Here is a 17288-nt window from a genome sequence, read left to right on the forward strand (position 1 = left end):
AGCGACGGGTCAGGAGCGGTCCATCATCCGCATCGCCATGGTGGGCGCGTCGGCCATCACCGACGTCGGGTTCGACACCCCACCGGTGGCCCAGACCTTCGAGCGGGCGATGTGCACCCCCGGGTACAGCTCGACGACGTCGGTGGGCTGCAACGGCCGGGCCTGGCGTTTGACCGTACGGCGCTCCTCGTCGTCGGTCGAGCCACCCGGCCGTACGCCGGTGCCGTTGGTGCTGATGTCCTGCAGCACCAGGTCCTTGCCGTGCAGCTCGAACCGGACATGGCTGCGGCTGATCCAGCGCCGCGCCTCCTCGGTGAGCCACTGGCCGAGCATGATGCCCTCGCCGCGCTCGGGTGCCCGGCCGACCACCACCGGATGGTCGGCGGAGACCACGAACCGCTGCCGGACCATGCCGTCGATGCGGATCGACAGCACCTCGGCCGGTGGGCGGGCCCCCGCCTCGGTGAGCCGCTCCCCGTGCCGGGGGCAGGTCGGCTGCCCGGTACGCAGCGTCGGCGGCGGCTGCCCGCCGGGGCGGCCGACCCGCATCCGCCCGAACAGGGCGCACTCCGGGTCGGGGCAGCTCCAGAGCCGGACCAGCAGTTGCGCGCCGGCCGGCGACGGCTCGGCGACCGCCGGGGCGGTGTCGCCGCCGACGCGGGCGGTCAGCACCGGGCCGCCGTGGCCGGGCAGCGGGGCGAGCAGCCGGCCGGGCTGACCCAGCCACTGGTAGCGCCCGCGCAGGCCGTCGAACCGGTTGCGGCTGAGCACCGGCAGGCCGAGCAGTTCGGCGACCTCCAGGACCCGGTCGGCGGGCTCGGCGAGCACCTCCACCAGCCCGTCGTCGGCCCATCGGCGGGCGACCATCCGCTCGTTGGAGGTCAGATCGGCGTCGGAGAGCAGACCCCGGTGCACGACGACGTAGACCGGGACGTTCTCCTCGGCGACGCTGCGGCCGAGGGCGTCGATGAGTTGCCCGAGCCGCAGCATGTTGGCCGGACGGCCGTTGTCGAAGTCGGCGTACCGCACGACCTCGGCCAGGTCCACGACGGCGCGTGCGGTCGCCGGGTCGGTGCTCAACCGGCGCTCGATCGCGTCGAGCACCTTGCTGACCTCGAATCTCACCGGGTACCTCCCCCGTTCAGCCCTGCGCCGCGACGATCTCGTCGATGCGGCGGGCCAACTCTATGTCGAGGGCCGTGGTGCCGTGTGCCGAGTGGGTGCTGCAGCGGAAGGTCAGGGTCCGCCACCGGATGTCGATGTCCGGGTGGTGGTCCATCTCCTCGGCGGTCATCGCCACGCGGGTCACGACGGCGATCGCGTCGGGAAAGGTCGCCAACGAGACGGTACGGGTGATCGCCGTCGCGTCGCCGGACCAGTCGGTCAGCCCGGTGAGTGCGGCCTGCACCTGGGCGGTGTCGAGCACCTCTGCCATGCCGCTGACCTTACCTTCTGCCGGCCGCCGGCCAGGCCAGGTCGTGGTGGCGTGGTGGCGTGGTGGGCGAGGCCCCCGGCGCCGACCCGGCGGAGCCGCCCCCTGCGCCTAGTAACGGACGGTGACGCCGCCACGGACAAAAACGGATTCCAGCAGTATTCCTGTGTGGAATGATTATTCCACACAGGAATACTGCTCGGTGCGCAGTTTGTTTCCCCACGCGGGCGTCCGGAGCGCGGGCATCCGGGCCGGAACCATCTCCGACGGTCACCGCCGCACCGGTCGTACCGGACAGCGGTCGCACCGGACAGCGGTCGCACCGGACAGGTCAGCGCAGCGGGCGACCGACCGCGTGCAGGTGGCGCAGCGCCTCGGCGTACGACGCGGTCAGCCCGGCCTCGGTGTACGGCAGGCCGAGCTCCCGGCAGTAGCCGCGCACGATCGGCTGGGCGTAGCGCAGATGCGGCCGCGGCATGCTGGGGAACAGGTGGTGCTCGATCTGGTAGTTGAGCCCACCGAGCAGCACGTCGACGAACCCGCCGCCGCGCACGTTACGCGAGGTCAGCACCTGCTTGCGCAGGAAGTCCAGCTCGTCGTCCGGGCCGAAGATCGGCATCCCCTTGTGGTTCGGCGCGAACGCACAACCCATGTAGAGACCCCACAGCGCCTGGTGCAGCACGATGAAGACCACCGCCCGCAGCGGCGAGAGCACCGCGAAGACCAGACCGAGGTACGCGGCGGTGTGCACCGCCAGCAGCACCCCTTCCACGGCCCGGCGCTTCACCGGACCGTTGATCACCGCCTGGACGCTGGAGACCCGCAGCGCGAGACCTTCGAGCAGCAGCATCGGGAAGAACAGGTACGCCTGCCGGCGAGCAAGCCAGCGGCCGAAGCCCCGGGTCGCGGCGGCCTGCTCCTCGGTCCAGACCAGTGCACCCGCCCCGACGTCCGGGTCGGAGTCGACGTGGTTCGGGTTGGCGTGGTGACGGGTGTGCTTGTCCATCCACCAGCCGTAGCCGAGCCCGACCGCCAGGTTGCCCAGCAGCAGCCCGGCGGTCTCACTGGCCCGCCGGGTACGGAACATCTGCCGGTGCCCGGCGTCGTGGCCGAGGAACGCCACCTGGGTCGCGGTGACCGCGAGCGCCACGGCGGTCAGCAGCTGCCACCAGCTGTCCCCGCCGACCAGCAGCACCGCCCAGCAGGCCAGGTAGGCCCCGACGGTCAGCCCGATCCGGGCGGCGTACCAGCCGGGGCGGCGGTCGAGCAGGCCGGCCTCGGCGACCCGGCGCGACAGGTCGGCGAAGTCACTGCCCCGGCGGGGCGGGCCGGTACGGGCGGGTGCGGCAACGGTCATCGGCGGCTTCCTCATGAGCGGGGGTGGGTGGGGTGACGCAACAACGAGTCTGTACGGGCCGGCACCGCCGAGCCATCAGGCATGCCGCCGATCCGTGGTGAGGTTAACCCCCCTACCTGTGGGTCAGCTCATCCGGCCGACCGCACCGCGCAGCCGGCGCAGATCCCGCAGCCGCCGTTCGTAGGTGACCGCCAGGGTGATCAGCGCCAGGCCGCCGACGGCCAGGAAACTCCACCGGGGCAGCAGGTCCCACACCGCGACCACCTCCCGCAACGCCAGCACCGTCAGCACCACGCCGCCGATCATCACCGGCGCCTGTCGGCGGTACGCCGCTCCGGCCAGCACCACCACCAGCGCCCCGGCACCGAGCAGCAGCCGGCGGACCGGTTGCCCGTCGGCGACCAGCACCGACGCGAGGCTGGGCAGCAGCGCGGCGGCCAGGCCAGGGGCGTAGCAGATCCAGCTGGACCGCTGCGGGTGGGCTCGCAGGGTGAACCAGCCGACCGCCAGCGCGGCGAGCGCCGCCGGCAGGGTGTACGCCTCGGTCAGCGACACCTGGGTGGTCGTCAGCAGCAGCCACCAGGCACCGACCTCGCTGGCCAGCGCGGCGACGGCCAACGGCCATGCCCGCTGCACCACCGCCGGGGCAGGCGCGCCCGCCGGCTGCTCGACCGCCGCCGGCTGCCCGACCAGCGACGCGCTGCGGGTCAGCAGGGCGCGGGCACCGAGCACGACACCCCAGAGGGTGCAGATTCCGGCCGCGTACCGGGCCGAGCCGACCGTCATCAGCAGGGCCGCGCCAGCGGCGGCGTGCCCGGTGACCTCGACGCCGATCGACTCGGCCCGCCCCCGTACGCCCCCGGCGGCTGACCGGAGGGTCAGCACCGCGCCGACGGCCAGGGCCAGCGCGGCGACGGCGAGGACCGCGTACCCGCCGACCCGGACCGGCAGGTCGGCGGCGCGCACAGCGGTCGCGGCGAGAACACCGCCGGCGACCACGGCGACGACCCCACCAGCGACCCGCACCGGGGTACGGCGACCCGCCGCGCCGATCCCGGCGGCGCAGGCCACCACGGCGGCCAGCCCGGTCAAGGTGGCGATCCGGGTGGGCAGCAGACCGGCCAGTCCGGCCCCGGCCAGCGGGGCACCGACCAGCAGGGTGACCGCCACCTGCGGCGCGGCGGTGGACCGGGCGGCGACCACCAGCCCGGCGAGTCCGGCGGCGAGACACAGCGCCGGCACCACCGGCCACGGCGTACCGGCGCTGGCCAGGGCGACCAGCAGGGCGAGGACGGCGACCGGGCCACCGGCCAGCACCGCGTACCGCGCCCGGTGGCCGGCCAGCGCGGCGACGGCGGCGAGCAAGGCCAGGGTGACCGCCCCGGCGGCGGGGACCGGGACCGGCAGCGCCGGGCTGAGTCCGGTCCCGGCCGGTACGCCGGCCCAGCTGGCGTCGAGCCAGCGGTACGGGGTGAGCAGCAGCGCCGCCAGCACCGGCAGGGTGCTGACCGCTGCTGGCAGGGTCAGCGCTGCGGCGACGCCGGTGAGCAGCAGCCGCAGCCCGCGCAGCGACAGCCGGTCCAGGCACAGCGCGGGCACCGGGGCCGGAGCCGCTGCCGGGTCGGCCGGGCCGTTCACCGCCGGGTCGGCGGGGCCGAACCGCAGCACGCCCCGGGGGACGAGGGTCGCGGCGACGGCCAGCAGCAGCGCCCCGGCGGCGGCGTACCCGCCGGTGGACTCCCCTGGCACGTACGGCACGGCACCGGTGGCCGGGGCGACGAGGGTGGCGACGACGGTGACCGGCAGCGCCGCTCCGGCGTACCAGAGGTATCCGGGCCACCAGCGGCGGACCGCGACCAGCGCGACCGGCAGCCCGATCGCGGCCGCTGCCGCGGCGCGGGCCGGCCAGCCCGCCGGGGTGTCGAAGGTGTGCACGGCGAGCGCGACGAAGGCCGGCCAGCCGGCGACCGCGACGGCGACACCGGTACCGCCGATCGGGGCCTGCCACCAGCGGACGTCGGGCCGCCGCAGGGCGCGGCGGGCGACAGCGACGACGGCGAGCGCGGTGCCGACGACGACCGCCATGGCGGCCGTGGCGACGCCCGGTCGACCGGCACTGACCAGCAGCGCGTGGGCGGTCAGCAGGGCGGCGACGGCCGCACTGGGCAGCGCGACGACGGCGTGGCGCGACCCGGCGGCCCGCACCGCCGCAGCGGACCCGGCCACCAGGCCGGCAGCGGCGACCGCCCACCACGGCACCGGTACGGCGGCCGGCGCGGCCAGTAGTCCGACGGCGGCCCCGACGGTGAGCAGCATCGGCCGGACCACCCGGGGCAGCAGCAGGAGCAGCGCGCCGGTGACCGCGACGACGGCGAACGGCAACTGCCAGTCGCCGGGGGCGTCGACCGGTCCGGTGCCGGCCCGCCACAGCGGGCGGGCCGCCACGATGCCTTCGGCGGCGACGGTCAGGGCGGTCATCAGTACGCCGATCCCGAGCAGCCCGGTCACCAGCAGCGCACCCGCCCATGGCCCGGTACGGACCACCGCCGGTAGCCGACCGCGCAGGTACCGGCCGGCGGCGGCGAGCCCGACGGCGGTGCCGGCAACGATGGCCAGGGCCAGCGACGGCGCCGGTACGGTGCCGGCCAGGAGCACGGCGATGGTGACCGCCGGGGCCAGCCCGGCCAGGCTGATCGCCAGCAGCGCCGGTACGCCGGTGAGCCGGCCGGCGACCACCACCACGGCGGCGACGGCCAGCAGCGGCAGCCCGGCCAGGGCGGGGGCACCGGACGGGTGGCCGAGAATGGCAGCGGCCAGGGCGGCGATCCCGGCGGCGGTCAGCGCCGCCCCGACGGCCACCCAGCCGGTGACCCGCAGCGCCAGCCGGGTCGGCGGGGTGAGCGCGATCATCGCCAGAGTGCCCAGGGCGGTGCCGAGCAGCAGCAGGGTCGTGCCGGCGGCGTCGGCGCGCAGGTCGACGGCGAGCAGCGGCAGCACCGGCTGCGCGGCGAGCAGGGCGGCGAAGCGGGCGGCGGCCAGGCCGGTGAGCAGGTGGTAGCCGGCGGCGACCAGACCGGTGAGCGCGAAGGTCGCGGCGGCGTACCGGGCACCGGGCAGGTCGGCGGCGCCGAACAGGTCGACGTAGCGGGCGGCGTATCCGTCGAGCAGCACCAGCAGCAGGCCGAGTGCGGCGAACGTCTCGGCGGTGCCGCGCAGGCCGCGCCAGGCCGCCAGCAGCGGCAGGGCGAGCAGTACGGCGGTGACACCGGTCAGGATCGCGGCCCGGCCGCCGACGCCGACGCTGGCCCAGGCGACTGCGGTGAAGACGATCGCGGCGGTGCCCAGCAGCAGTCCACCGAGGATGAACAGAATGTTCTGCACCGTACGGGTGGAGGCTTCCCGCCGTACCGGCGGCGTCGACGGACCCGGCAGCGGCACCGGGCCGGCGACCGACGCCGGGAGCGGGCCGGCGGCGACCGGCCGGGCAGGCGGTACGGTCGTCGCCCGTACCGCCGCCTGGACCTGGCTGGCGAGCTGGTGCCGGCGGGTCTGCGCGGCGCGCAACTGGTGGGTCGCCGCCAGCCACGCCACCCGGGTCTGCTCGACCCGGGCGGCCAGCCCGGCGATCTCGCCGTCGAGCCGGATCACCTCGGCGGCGACCGGGTCGGGTGCCCGCCCGCAGCCTGGGCAGCCGGCGGTCAGATTCGCCGGCGTGCCACAGGCCGGGCACGGATAGCGGGTAGCTGCGGTACTGCTCATGACGGCATCGTCGGTGATGCCGGGATACGCGGGACAGAGTGCGGATACTCAGTCCGGCAGGTGGACGACTCAGGGACGGGTGTGTTCGAATACCCACCGTGCGTAGTCGGGGTTGCCGGCGTCGATGACGGCGACCAGGACTTCAGGAATGTCGTAGGGGTGTGCGGTGCGTAGATAGGCGATCAACGGATCGCTACGATCGATGGCGGTCTTGAACTGCACCGACCACTCCTTGGTGGTTTCCACCCGCCCCTGCCACCAATAGGTGCTGGCCAGCGGTCCACCGATCTGGGCGCAGGCGGCGAACCGACCGGCGACCGCCGAGGCGGCGAGCACCTCGGCGACCGAGCGGGCATCCACCACCGTCGTCACAACGGAGATCTGATCCACGGGGCGAACCCTACGCCCTCCGAGTGTCGGAATGGTTCTTCTCGATCCACAAATCGATCCGCGCCCACCAGTCGTAGAGCCATTCGATGCGTTCGTCCCGTCCCGTCGGAATCTGCTCCGGCGGCACCGACCAGAAGCGCATCACGATGCGCTTGTCCATCGGTAGTTCCCGCCACACATCGGCCACGGTCAGCATCCGGTCCAGGCCGGTGTGCGCGACGAAGATGACGCCCGCGTCCGGTGCCGCGTCCAGCGCCGCGAGCAGTCCACCGGGCCGGGGTGCGAGCACGTGTCGCATCGACTCGGCGCGGGCCGCCATGCCGTGCAGGCCGAGGGCGTGCAGCCGGTCGATGGCCCGACTCCGCCGGCCCGGGGTGAAGTTGCCGCCCTCGGGGAAGATGACGAAGGCGTCGTTGGCGTCCAGCCCGGTGGCCAGGTGCGCGATCTGGGTCTCGACCGGGTCACTGCGCGGGTCACCGGGGGCGATGAACCGGTTGGGCAGCCGGTTGAGCAGCACGTCGATCGCCGGATCCCACTGCAGGGTCTCCTTCAGCACGATCCGTGGCTCCCGGTCGAACCAGTTGACCAGGCCGTGGATCAGGATGAACGAGTCGCCCGGTCCGGCGTGCCGGCACACCACCAGTTCGGGCCGGCCGGGCAGCGCGGTGTCCGGGTCGGTGCCGACCACGTCGATGCTCAGCCGCAGCGCCCAGCGGGCGTGCCAGAAGAAGAACGACAGGAACCAGCCGGTCAGTACGTAGTGGGCACGTTGGAACGTCGGGCTGCGGATCTTCCAGCCACAGCCTGCGGCGAGCCAGAGTCCGAACAGGGCGATCAGCGCCGCCGCGTCCCAGACCAGATAGACGACGAAGACCCAGAACAGCCGCAGCACCCGCAGCCGGCCCGGCACCAGCAGCGACGCGGCGGCGGCGAGGAAGACCCACACCGGCAGGGTGGTCAGCACGACGACGGTGAGCAGCAGTACGGCGGGGCCGAGCAGCACCCGGCGTACCCATCGGGGTGGCAGCGGCATCAGTAGCCGGTCACGTTCGTCTTGAGGTAACGCCGCGACGCCGTGTAGGCGCGGCTGATCCGGCGGCCGACGGCGGCCATGTCCCGGTACGCCCAGGGCGTGTCATCTCGTGGTTCTCCCCCACCGGTCGGCAGCACGTGCACCTCCACATCCTGACCGAGCGACGCCAACTCCCTGGCGAACCGGTGCCGGCGGGCGATCTCGAACGCCACCTGGGCGATCTCCCAGGGGCGCTTCGGCGGGCTGAGCGGCCGCTCGATCCGACCCACCTGCAGGACGAAGATCCGCCGCGCCCCCGCCTCGACGGCCTTGCCGATCGGGATCGAGTTGACGATGCCGCCGTCGATGAAGTGCTCGCCGTCGATCTCGGTCGGCGGCAGCAGCCCCGGTACGGCGGCCGAGGCGAGCACCGCCGGCACCAGTGGACCGGTGTCGAACCAGTGCTCGGCGGCGCGTTCGATGCTGGCGGCGCAGCAGTGGAACGGCACCCGCAGGTCGGCGAAGGTGCTGGTGTCGCCGAGTTCGCGTTCCAGCAGCCGGCGCAGCGGCCGGGGCGAGTGCAGATGGGTACGGGCGGCGAACCGGCGCAGTTGGCGGGCCATCGAGTCGCCGTACACCTCGCTGGCCTCCGGGGAGGCCCAGAGCCGGACCAGCCGCAGGGTCACCGCCTCGGTCGGGTCGGCGGCGACCAGCACCCCGTTGACCGCGCCGATCGAGGTGCCGACGACGAAATCAGGGGTGATCCCGGACCGGAACAACGCGCGCAGCATGCCGACCTCGACGGCGCCGAGGACGCCGCCGCCGCCGAGCACGAACGCGACCGGGCCGTTGACCATGGCGTCCATCCTGGCACGGCCACGATGCGGGGAAGATCATCACCGTCTGACCGGAAATACCGACCAATGTTCACCTGTTTAACGTGCCGTTGACAGGACGTTCCGATTCACGCAGCCTGATACGACCTCCACCCCATCAGGCAGGTGCGACAAACGATGGCATCGCTGCACGCGGGCGAACTGCTTGCCCGCAGGTACCGCCTCATCGACCGGATCGGTGCCGGCGGCATGTCCGTCATCTGGCGTGCCCGCGACGAGGTGCTCGACCGGGTCGTCGCGATCAAGGTGCTGGCCGCGTCGCTCGCCGCCGACGCCCGGTTCCGCAGCCTGGTCCGCGAGGAGGCCCGCTCGGCCGCCCAGCTGATCCACCCGCACGTCACCGCCGTGCACGACTACGGCGAGGCGGTCGCACCCGACGGCACCGTCACCGCGTTCGTCGTGATGGAGCTCCTCTCCGGAGAGGAACTGGACGCCCGGCTGACCGCCGGCCCGCTGCCCTGGCCGGCCGCGGTGGAGATCTGCGCCCAGGTCGCCGAGGCCCTCGCCGCCGCCCACCGGCTCGGCATCGTGCACCGCGACGTCACACCGGCGAACATCATGATGACCGCGATCGGCGCCAAGGTGCTCGATTTCGGCATCGCCACCCAGGTCGGTGCCCCTGACGAGGACGAGGAGGGCGAGACCTTCGGTACCCCCGCCTACGTGGCACCGGAACGGCTGGACGGACGGCCCGCACAGCCCGCCACCGACGTCTACTCCCTCGGCGTCCTGCTCTACGAGACGCTGAGCGGACGGGTGCCCTACCCCGCCGACACCTGGGAGGACCTCAATCAGGCGCTGGCCGGGGAGATCCCGCCGCTGACCGTGACCGGGCTGCCGGCACCGGTGGTCGACATCTGTCTGCGCTGTCTGTCCCGGGATCCGCTGCGCCGGCCGACCGCCCACCAGATCGGCGCAGCGCTGCGCGACCAGCTGCTCCCGGCCGACCCGCAGGCGGCCACGATGCTGGCCCCGACGATGACCCTGCCGACAGTGGACGATCCCGCAGCGACGGCCGGTCGGCCCGCCGACGACAGCGGGAAATCCCCGGCGGCCACCCCCGAGCGCCGCAGCGGCCGCCGGGCCGCCGTCGTCGGCATCGCCGTGGGCGTCGGCGCCGCCCTCGCCACGACAGCCATACTGCTGCTGGCTCTGGACCTGCTGCCGTACCGCACCACCGGTGACACCGACGGCACGCCGCCGGCCGCTGTCGGCCACCCGCCGACCGGATCCCCGGTTCCGCCAGCCAGCCCGGCTGCCGAGGCGACCGCCACGGCGACGGCGCCGTCGGCGGACCCGACGGACGGTGCTCCCACCGCCCCGGCCAACAGCGGTGCGACACCGACGACGCCACCGACCGTACCGACGATCGACGAGGCGATCGGGCAGCTGAGCCAGCTCATCGACGAAGGACTGGCCGACGGCGCGATCCGCCGCGACGCCGGGCTGGACCTGCAGAACCTGGTCCAGAATCTGCGGGTCTCCCTGGCCAACGGTACGGCCGACGTCGGGCGTGAAGTCGAATTCCTGCGGTCGAAGGTCGCCATCCGCGCCACCGAGGGGGCCATCACCTTCGGCTTCGCCGACCGCCTCGACGCCGCCCTCGACCAGCTCGCCGGCAGCGCGACCTGACTGAACGTGACGGGCAGCCACCGGGATACCGGTTCTGGCGGTATTCCTGTGAGGAATAATTATTCCACACCCAGGAATACCGCTCTACGGCATTACCGGCCCCAGGACCAAGCGGGACGGGACGCTGGCGGGTCAGCTCAGCCGGATCCGGTCACCGGAGTGGTCGAACAGCAGCAGCCGGTCCAGGTCGACCGCGACCGTCACGGAGTCACCCGGCCGGGCCGATGCCGGCATCGGCACCCGGACCACCAGATCGCTGTCGTCGGTGTCCGGCCCGGCCGGGTCCGGCTCGTACACCGGGTAGAACCCGTACTCGGTCCGAGCCGTCGCGGGCGGCTCCCGACGGCGCTGCTGCGGGATGATCCGGCCGATCGTCTGGCGCAGCTGCCGGGGCGGCGGATCCTCGGCCAACAGCTCCGCCAGGCGTACGTCCGGGTCGGGCAGATCCAGCTGCGACTGCGCCGCGGCACCGGGCAGCCCGCCGGTCGTCACCCGTACCAGGGCCTCGTGGCCCAGGTTCTCGACCGCCCGGACCGTACCGCGCAGCGTCGCAGTGTCCCCCGCCGCGACCAGCCGCACCGCGTCGGCGCGCAACGCCACCACCGCCCGTTCGGTGTGGTGCGCCGCGAGGCCCGCCACCCGGGGGTCGTCCACCGGCAGGTCCAGGGTCTGCCCGCCGAGGTCGACGACGATCCGGTCCGGCTCGGCGTACACCGCACCCTGCAGCAGGCTGGTCCGTGGCGTGCCGAGGAACGCGGCGACGAACAGGTTCACCGGGTCGCCGTACACCTGGGCTGGCGGCCCGGCCTGTTGCAGCCGGCCTCGGCGCAGCACCGCCAACTGGTCGGCCATGGTCAACGCCTCGGTCTGGTCGTGTGTCACGTAGACGGTGGTGACCCCGTGCCGACGGGCCAGCCCGGTCACGTCCGCCCGCAACTGCGCCCGCAGCCCGACATCCAGGTTGGACAACGGCTCGTCGAGCAGGAACGCCTTCGGCTCGCGGATGATCGCCCGCGCCATCGCGACCCGCTGCCGCTGCCCGCCGGACAGTACGGTGGGCGAGCGGTGCAACTGCTCGGCGATGCCCAGCTCGGCGGCGACCGCGCGGATCCGCTGCTCACTCACCGACCCGTGCCCCATCCGTAGCGGAAAGACGATGTTCTGCGCGACGGTCAGGTGCGGGTACAGCGCGTAGTCCTGGAAGACCATGGCGACCTGGCGGCGCTGCGCCGACCAGTGGTCGGCGATCTCGCCGTCGATCAGCACGTGCCCGGAGGTCGGCGTCTCCAGCCCGGCCACCAGCCGAAGGATCGTCGACTTGCCACAGCCGGTCGGGCCGAGCAGCACCATGAACTGGCCCGGCTCGATCGCGAAGCTGACCCCGTCGACGGCCACGGTGCCGTCATCGAAGACCTTCGTCAACCGGTCGGCGGCGATGGCGACCACGGCGATCACCTCCTGCCCCTATCGTCAGGGCAGGCAGGCATCGGCGCCAGTCCCTGTCGGCAGACGGACGGACAGCACCGGCGAGCGGTAACGTCAGCGTAGTTCCTCCGGCAACCGCAGGTTGTCGCCGAGCAGCCCGCCGCCGACCGGCGGAGTGGCCGGCGGGCCGACAGCGGCGGGCGGGGTCGGTGTCGACGGTGCCGGCTGCGCCGAGGGTGGCTGCTGAGTGACGCTGCGGTCGAGCCAGCCGTCACCGTCGTCGTCGTAGGCGACTGTCTCGAAGTGGCCGTCACCGTCGACGTCGTAGGCAGCCGACTCCACCAGGCCGTCGGCGTCGTCGTCGCGGCCGACGAAGTCGACCCGGCCGTCGCCGTCGTGGTCGACGAGGATGTCCACCCCGCCGTCGGCCCGGCCCCGCACCAGGTGCTGGTCCCATTCGCCGTCACCGTCGACGTCGACCCGGGTCCGGTAGCCCTCCGGGACCGCCGGCTCGACCGGCTCGACCGGCGCCGACCCGAACCCGGCGGGCTCCACGGGGGCCGCGCCGAACTCAGCGGAGGGCACCGCCGGTGCCGGGCCGAGGCCGCTGACCGCCGGGTCCGCCGCGCCGAACCCGCTCGCCGGTGGTTGTGCCCCGCCGAACCCGCTCACCGCCGACCCGATGTCGCCGAAGCCGTCCAGCATGCCGGTGAGCGGGCTGAAAAGGCCGAAGGCGCTGGACTGGTTGGCCCGGGTCTCCACCGCCGCCGTCGCGCCGGGCGCGGCGTCACCGGCCTGGGTCGCCAGCAGCTCACGTTCGTCGGCGGTCAGCTGGTAGCCGGCGAGCGCGCCGACCGGGTCGGCGGCGAGCCGGGCCGCGAACCCGGCGTCGGTGAGCAGCCGTTCGAGCACGGTGTCGAAATCACTCATCAGTCCAGCTCCGGCATGGGTACGGGCTGCGGCCGGGGCCGGCAGGTGCCGCACTGCAACGCGTCCTCCACCACCAGGCCCTCAGCCCGGCCCCGGCGTTCGGAGCGGTGCACCTCCAGCAGGTACGGGCCGAAGCGGGCGTGGTCCTCACACACGCCACGGCCGCAGAACCGGCAGCCGCCCCGCGCCGGCTTCGGGCAGAACCAACACAGCACCTGTCATCTCCACTCAGCTGAGGTTCGTCGAAGCCGCCGTCGCCGAGCAGCCGGCGACGGTGACTGTTGCAGACAGTGTCGCCCTACGCCCGCTCTGGTCAGTCGCCACCGCCTCGATGTCGAGGGGCCCACCCTCGTTCGGCTTGCCGGAGTACCGGAACGGGCCGACCTCACCGTAGTACGTGTCCCCGTCCCGCTGCATGGGCGTGCCCCCGGACACGAAGCCGGTCCACGACAGCGCGACAGAAACCCCTTCGACCTGGCCGGACACCCGCACGGCGGCGAACGCGATGGTCGAGTTCGGCCCTCCGCAGGGATTACCATCGGCCGCCTGTCCGATCTCCCCGCGCGGCTGGTTGACCCAGGCGATCTCGAGTGACGGCGGTGGCGGCGTAGTCGGCGGTGGCGACGAGGGCGGTGGGCTGGACGGTGGCGGGCTGGTGGACGGCGGTGCCGACGTCGGCGGCGGGCTGGACGGCGGGCCCGTGGTGGGCGGCGGAGCCGGCGTCGACGGGCGGGGCGTCGGGCTGGCCGTCGGCGTCAGACCGGGCACCGGAAGCTGACTGACGGTCGGGCTCGGCGCCGGGGTCGGTACCGGCTGGCTGGTGGCGGAGAGATCCGGCGACGGGCTCTGCACCGTCGGTGCCTCCGGTGTCGTACTGCCGCCGGGCACCGGGGCGCTCGGGGTACCGCCGGGTGGGTCGATCGGGGAGCCGTCGCCGCAGCCCAGCTCCTCACCGGTGGCCCGCTGCCGGACGCCGTCACGGCGGACCTCGCCGGTCGAGGTGCGGACGGTGCCGGCGTTGACCGCGAACCACGCCTCGCCCCGGTTGGCCACGATCGTGCCGCCGCTGTCGATGGTCAGCGCCAGCGGTCGGAAGGCCCCGGAGGTGCTGGCGGTGTCCGCGAGGATCCGGCCCCGGTCCAGGGTGAGTTCCCCGCTGGGCGCGACCGGTCGGGTCCCGCTGCTGGTCAACGTACCGATCTGTGCCTGCGATCCCGCGCACAGCACGCTGGCCGCGCCGCCCCGGAAGACCAGCTCCCCGGTGGACCGTGACTCGACCTCGACGCGGTCGCCGGCGGCGACGTACGTGGCCGCACCGTCACGCAACATGACGACCCGGCCGGTCACGGTGTGCACCTCGACGGTGCCCCGCTCGGCGCGCAGCAACGCCCGGTCGGCCGGCATCTCCGCCCACGCCGGGCCGGGGACCAGGTTGCCGCCGGTGATCAGCAACGCGAACAGCAGCAGGAGCAGGACCAGCCACCAGAGGCGGCGTTCGAACCGACGGTCGATCCGGTCGTCGACGGTGACCGGCGGCGGCCCCGGCGGTGCGGCCAGCGGCGGGTAGTCGGCCGGCGGGTGGGCCCCGCTGGCCGGGGCGCCGCCCCGGACCGCCGCCGCGCCGCTTGCCGCCACCTCGTCGGGTGCGGCGCCGAGCAGCAGCGGCAGCCCGGCGACCGCCGGCAGCTGCCACAGCCGCGCCGGTGTGCGGGTCGTCGCGACCACGTCCGGTGGTTCGGCGCCGACCGGACCGATCATCGTGCCGCGCCGCAGCTCGGTGCCGTCCATCAGGGCGATCACGCCCGATTCGAGGACCACCGCGTCGTACGGGCCGGACAGCCGCACCGGCGCGCCGGGCGGCAGCGACACCGGCCGGGCCCGGGACACCAGGCCGAGCCGGTCCTCCATGGTCAGGTCGGCCAGCGCGGGTGTCTCGGCGAGCAGCGCCTCGGCGGCGGCCCGGTCGGCTGGCGGCGGCCCCGGCAGTGGGCCGACGACGGTGGCGACCGCCGACGACGGCACCGCGAGCAGCGTGGTGCCGGCGGTGTGCCAGGTGAGCGTGGCTGGGGTGCCGGTGAGCGCGCCGGCCAGGCCGACCAGCCCACCGGGGCCGAGTCGTTGCCGTACGGTGCCGGCCGGGTCGCCCGGCGCGCGGCCCTCCACCGCGCCGTCGACGACGACGAACACGGCGGGCTGGGCGGCACCGGCGACGACCAGTTGCTCACCGGTGCGCGGATGCACCCAGCGGGCCTGCGCGGCCAGCCGGTTCAGCGCGCTCGGTGACAGGGTCCGCAGGGCGCTGGCGCGCAGCGCGTCCAGCCGGCGCGGCAGGTCCGCTGTCTGCCGTCGCTGCGCGAGTGCGCGCCGCAGCCGCCGTCCGAGCCGGGCCAGCCCGCCGAACGCCAGGTAGACAAGTGGGGCGGCCAGCCCGGCGAGCACCGCCGCCAGCAGCAGCCGGGCCGGCCAACCGGAGCGCCACAGCCCGAGGACCAGACCGGCGACCCGGTCGGTCCAGATCCGCCAGAACAGGTTGACCGCGATGACCAGCCAGAGCACGGCGAGCATGCCGTACAGGGCGACCAGTCGGCCTTCCCGGTCCAGCGTCGCCCAACGCGGGCCACGGCGGCGCAGCCGCCCGGTGACGTACGCCAGCCCCCGGGCCCGCAGGTTGGGGATCTCCAACCAGTCCATCAGCAGGTAGTAGCCGTCGAGGGCGAGGAACGGGTTGAGGTTGAACAGGGCGTTGAGGTACCAGGCGAAGGCGAGTTTGAACGTCCACGGCGCGGCGGCGGGGAACAGGACCCCGACGAGTCCGGCGACCCCGGCCAGGACGAGCCCGGCGGCCGGGCCGGCGGCGGTGGTGATCAGCCGGGACCGGCGGCCGGCCATCCACACGTCGGTGGTGTCGACGAAGACCGACGGGATGCCGAAGTAGATCAGGAAACCGGCGGCGGGCACCCGCCGGCCGGCGTGCCTGGTGGCCAGCGCGTGGCCGAGTTCGTGGCAGGCGAGGGCGACGACGTTGAGCCCGAGCAGCACCGCCGCGCCGGCCACGTACGAGCCGTTGGTGAGGAACACCGCCTGCTCGCCGCGCCACCAGGTCCAGCAGAAGGCGAGGAACCCGGCGAGCGCGACGACCCCGAGCACGCCCGCCGCGACGCGGGTGAACAGAAACCGGCCGCCGCCCCGGTAGAGGGCACCGATCAGCGGGTCGACGTCGGCCAGCACGGTACGTCGGCCCCGCGCGACGGCCAGCAGGGTCCGGCCCAGCCGCAGCGGCCAGGGGCGACGGTGCACCCGGTCCAGCGGGCGGAACGCGTCCACCGGCAGCTCGGCGAGCATCCGGTTGCCGGCCAGGTCGGCGACGACCCGGGTGACCTGGTCGGGGGCGAGCCGGCCGGCGATGCGGGCGAACTCGGCGACCAGTCGGGCTACCGTACGGGTGCCGTCCATCAGCTGGGCCAGCTGCCACTCGTGCGGGGTGAGCCGCAGGTAGCAGGCACCGCCGCCGTCGGGCGAGCGGAGCATCACGTACGGCATGCCGCGGACCGAGACGAGTTCGACGTTCTCGATGCCGGTGCGCAGCACGGGCCGGGCGCGGGCCGGGTTGAGCCGTTCGACGACGGCGGCCCACAGGCCGGCGTCGGCGGGGGCGACCGGCTGGCCCGGTGCCCGACCGGCCAGGGCCTCCCACACGTTCATCCGGGTCTCGACGACCGTCACTGCCTGCTCCTCCGCGGGTCTTCGCGGCTGCAGGCTAGCCCGCCCGGCCGGCCATGCGCGACTACTGGACCGCTGTGGGACAGCATGTCCTGCGGAAAAAGTCTCGTCGATCGACTACGCGGGGTCAGCGACTCATCCTTTCGGTCAATGCCCGCGCCCGGAACATCTGCACCCGCTTGGCCGTCCGCACCACATAGGATCGCAGCAGAGTGGGCATCCGGAGACTCACTGTCACGTTTACGACGGATCCGGCGTCGGCCGGCTCGACGTCGAACACGAAGCGGACCGACACCCGGGCCGGGCTGCGGACCTCCATCACCAGCTGACGGCCCGGCTCGGTGACGGTCTGACGTACGTGAAGAATGTTGTCGTAGCGCAGTGGACCGACGATGCGGAAGCGCTCCACCGCGACGAAGCTCAGGACCGCGCGCCCGGCGTCGTCGGTCCCGGCCGTGATGTCGCGGACCGCGACGATCAACGGGGACAACCCGATGTGGTTGGTCGGCTCGGCCAGGTGAGCGTGGACCCGGCCGGCGGCCGCCGCGACCACGAACCGGTCGGTGAAGGTCTCGGTACGCATCGACATGGATGGTAGCCAGCGGACGAAACGAAGCGGCGGGCGACGTGACCAACCCCCTTGGTCACGCCGCCCGCCGCTTCTTCTGGGGAGGCAAGTTCGATGTCGTCGGTGCCCCGCGCCGGGCCGGTGTCGGTGCGCCGGCGCGGGTCAAC

At 73.8% G+C, this 17288-nt stretch carries 13 protein-coding genes; 1 reads left to right on the plus strand and 12 read right to left on the minus strand.

Annotated elements, in window-relative coordinates; all coding sequences use genetic code 11:
• Nucleotides 1-9: 9 nt before the first annotated feature.
• From O7608_RS28885 to O7608_RS28915, 7 genes are all read right to left on the minus strand, one after another.
• Entirely contained in the window at nt 10-1125 is a 1116-nt protein-coding gene (locus tag O7608_RS28885; RefSeq protein WP_289207548.1) for an FHA domain-containing protein, read from the minus strand.
• A 16-nt stretch (nt 1126-1141) separates the two neighbouring features.
• Nucleotides 1142-1435, minus strand: coding sequence for a 4a-hydroxytetrahydrobiopterin dehydratase (locus O7608_RS28890; protein WP_289207549.1), 294 nt, complete (start codon nt 1433-1435; stop codon nt 1142-1144).
• 328 nt (nt 1436-1763) lie between these two features.
• Nucleotides 1764-2789 carry a fatty acid desaturase family protein gene (locus O7608_RS28895; RefSeq protein ID WP_289207550.1) on the minus strand — a complete coding sequence of 342 codons (1026 nt, stop codon included), beginning with the start codon at nt 2787-2789 and terminating at the stop codon, nt 1764-1766.
• A gap of 123 nt (nt 2790-2912) precedes the next feature.
• Complete coding sequence (locus O7608_RS28900; RefSeq protein WP_289207551.1) at nt 2913-6548, minus strand: SCO7613 C-terminal domain-containing membrane protein; 3636 nt, start codon at nt 6546-6548, stop codon at nt 2913-2915.
• A gap of 69 nt (nt 6549-6617) precedes the next feature.
• The gene (gene cutA, locus O7608_RS28905) at nt 6618-6938 is read right to left on the minus strand and encodes a divalent-cation tolerance protein CutA (protein ID WP_289207552.1); all 321 of its coding nucleotides are present in this window, start codon (nt 6936-6938) and stop codon (nt 6618-6620) included.
• Nucleotides 6939-6948: 10 nt separating this feature from the next.
• Complete coding sequence (locus tag O7608_RS28910) at nt 6949-7971, minus strand: 1-acyl-sn-glycerol-3-phosphate acyltransferase (protein ID WP_289207553.1); 1023 nt, start codon at nt 7969-7971, stop codon at nt 6949-6951.
• Nucleotides 7971-8807 (minus strand): patatin-like phospholipase family protein, encoded by an 837-nt coding sequence (locus tag O7608_RS28915; RefSeq protein WP_289207554.1) that lies wholly within the window; start codon nt 8805-8807, stop codon nt 7971-7973. Before O7608_RS28915 ends, O7608_RS28910 begins: the two co-directional genes overlap by 1 nt.
• Nucleotides 8808-8963: 156 nt before the next feature.
• On the opposite strand from O7608_RS28915, the gene O7608_RS28920 reads away from it, so the two are divergent.
• A complete protein-coding gene (locus O7608_RS28920; RefSeq protein WP_289207555.1) occupies nt 8964-10478 on the plus strand; it encodes a serine/threonine-protein kinase in 1515 nt (504 codons plus the stop codon).
• A 132-nt stretch (nt 10479-10610) separates the two neighbouring features.
• Here the strand turns inward: O7608_RS28920 and O7608_RS28925 are convergent, their stop codons facing one another.
• The 5 genes from O7608_RS28925 to O7608_RS28945 all read right to left on the minus strand — a co-directional run bounded on the left by O7608_RS28925 (nt 10611) and on the right by O7608_RS28945 (nt 17136).
• Nucleotides 10611-11933 (minus strand): ABC transporter ATP-binding protein, encoded by a 1323-nt coding sequence (locus tag O7608_RS28925; protein ID WP_289207556.1) that lies wholly within the window; start codon nt 11931-11933, stop codon nt 10611-10613.
• 84 nt (nt 11934-12017) lie between these two features.
• A complete protein-coding gene (locus O7608_RS28930) occupies nt 12018-12833 on the minus strand; it encodes an Os1348 family NHLP clan protein (RefSeq protein ID WP_289207557.1) in 816 nt (271 codons plus the stop codon).
• Entirely contained in the window at nt 12833-12988 is a 156-nt protein-coding gene (locus tag O7608_RS28935) for a hypothetical protein (RefSeq protein ID WP_233606460.1), read from the minus strand. The genes O7608_RS28930 and O7608_RS28935 overlap by 1 nt, the downstream gene beginning before the upstream one ends.
• Before the next feature lie 73 nt (nt 12989-13061).
• The gene (locus O7608_RS28940; RefSeq protein ID WP_289207558.1) at nt 13062-16556 is read right to left on the minus strand and encodes a cyclic nucleotide-binding protein; all 3495 of its coding nucleotides are present in this window, start codon (nt 16554-16556) and stop codon (nt 13062-13064) included.
• A 124-nt stretch (nt 16557-16680) separates the two neighbouring features.
• Entirely contained in the window at nt 16681-17136 is a 456-nt protein-coding gene (locus O7608_RS28945; RefSeq protein ID WP_289207559.1) for an SRPBCC family protein, read from the minus strand.
• Between the last annotated feature and the right edge of the window lie 152 nt (nt 17137-17288).

The sequence above is a fragment of the Solwaraspora sp. WMMA2056 genome (assembly GCF_030345095.1).
Taxonomy (GTDB): domain Bacteria; phylum Actinomycetota; class Actinomycetes; order Mycobacteriales; family Micromonosporaceae; genus Micromonospora_E.